Raw genomic sequence first — 1,992 nt, 5'->3', positions numbered from 1 at the left:
CTATATGTAATACCACCATTAATCGATCGTCCCATACCGGGGAATAACGTGTTATTTTTCACGGATGTCACTTCGCGCCCGGCAATTGATGCAGTGGCATAACGCTTATTGGTTAAATTATCTAAACTTAAATATGTTGACCATCCATTAGGATGGCGATAATCAATCTTAAATCCCCAAATAGCATATTTATCACGGAATTGAATATCATAACGATTAATATGATCTACCGGTGTACGGGCTGGTAACCAATGAAGATTAGGTCCTGCACGCCAGTATTGCCATTTATACAATATTTCTGCGGAAAATTGTTGCGGAGGAATCCCCCCGATTCTCTTACCTTGATATTCGCCACCCAGAAAGCGGAAATCGTTATATGTCCAGGCCAAACGATATTCCATACTCGCATCATTTAACGGAATATCGCCTTTAAGCCCAGCTTCAATACCTTGATGCAGGGTTTTATGGCGATAATTAAAGGTACCCGTCGAATTTCCCTCTTGGTCATAATGCGTAATTAATTCATTTTTCACTATGCTGCGATACAGAGAGAGATCCCAGTTAATGCCAGCCTTCAACCTACCATCGCCGCCAATTTCCACAGTAATCGCCTGTTGAGGGACTAAACGATTAACCGCACCATTATTAGAAATAATTTCGCGGAAACTGGGGGCTTCATGGCTCCAACTCAGATTGGTGAACCCACGCAATTGTGGTTGAGGTGACCAAACCACCCCCAGTTTTGGTGTTATTAAAAACCAGCGTTGCCTTACTGACTGCCGATCATCGCGGGGGGTAACATTACGAATCGAATGGGTACCTTTCATACCCGTACTGAGATACCAATGCTCTGCCGCTTGCCAACCAGCATCTACAGCCACGTTCTGATTCTCTGCAGTCATGGCATAACTGCCAATTAATTTACCATCATAAGGGGTTTCTCGCCGATTCTGTCGCAGATCACGATTCATATCTGAACGTTCAGTTGATAAACCAACACGATAATTAAACTGATTAATGGAGAGACTTGAGAGCCATAAGGCACCGTAGGTATTGCCGCCACTCAGTACATACACTGCTGGTGTTACAAAATTATCGTGAGTATGTTGTGCCCATAATCCTAATTCCTGCTGCCAATTTTGGCCTTGCCATACGGAATAGTTGGCGAAGCGAGCTTGTTCAACATTACGCCGCGGATCTCTTACCCACACCATTGGGTAAACCGCTGTAGGATTATTTTTGACTTCTGACTGTGAAAGCGTTCCCGCAACTTCAAAGCTCAGATCTGTCCAACTTAACCAAGTACGATTAGTAAAGTTAGGTTGTTCAAAACCGACATTTGCTCTAATTGAATTGCGCTGAGAGGAGGAGTGATCACGATAGCCAGCGAAGCGATCGCCACTGATACTCAAACGCCCATCCCACAGTTCAGTTTCATCCCCCCCGATGGCTCCATGCCAACCTTGCCGTCCGAAACTACCGTATTCGTAGCGTAATCGTCCAAATTCATCCCTGCCAGTGTAGGAAATAAAATCCAGCTCACCACCCAGTGTATTATTTGCAGGATTGGTTGCATTGGCACCACGACGTACACTGATAATTTTACTTTCCCGTGGCTCCAGCAGGCTGATATGAAAGCCTCCGTCTGCATCATTCAGTGGCAAGCCATCTTGTAATAGAGTAACGCCTCGGGAGAGTGGGGCACTTTGTACACCGGAACCGCGAATATTTAAGCGAGGCTGATCAGAACCACCAAAAAAATCTTGTACCACCAACCCCGGTTGGATACTCAATACATCATGTAATGTTGCTAATCGGCCTTCAGATTTAGGAATAATAAGGTTGCTACCGCCCGGGATGACCGCTAACTTATTTTTTTCTTTAATGACGACATAGCTCTGAGCATCCCCAACCACCTCCATATGGGTATTTTTTTTAACGTTATTTTCCTCAGCTAAGGAATAGAAAGCTAATGGCATAATAGATAACAGT

At 44.4% G+C, this 1,992-nt stretch carries 1 protein-coding gene; it reads right to left on the bottom strand.

Features of this window, described 5'->3' with window-relative positions; all coding sequences use genetic code 11:
* Window positions 1-1,991: TonB-dependent receptor family protein (locus V1952_RS21540; RefSeq protein WP_420075521.1), on the bottom strand; the 1,991-nt coding region annotated here is incomplete at its 3' end.
* Window position 1,992 lies beyond the last annotated feature (1 nt).

Source organism: Yersinia sp. 2542 StPb PI (genome assembly GCF_048593855.1).
In the GTDB taxonomy this organism is placed as follows: domain Bacteria; phylum Pseudomonadota; class Gammaproteobacteria; order Enterobacterales; family Enterobacteriaceae; genus Yersinia; species Yersinia enterocolitica_E.
This window is presented reverse-complemented; position numbering and strand designations above follow the sequence as displayed.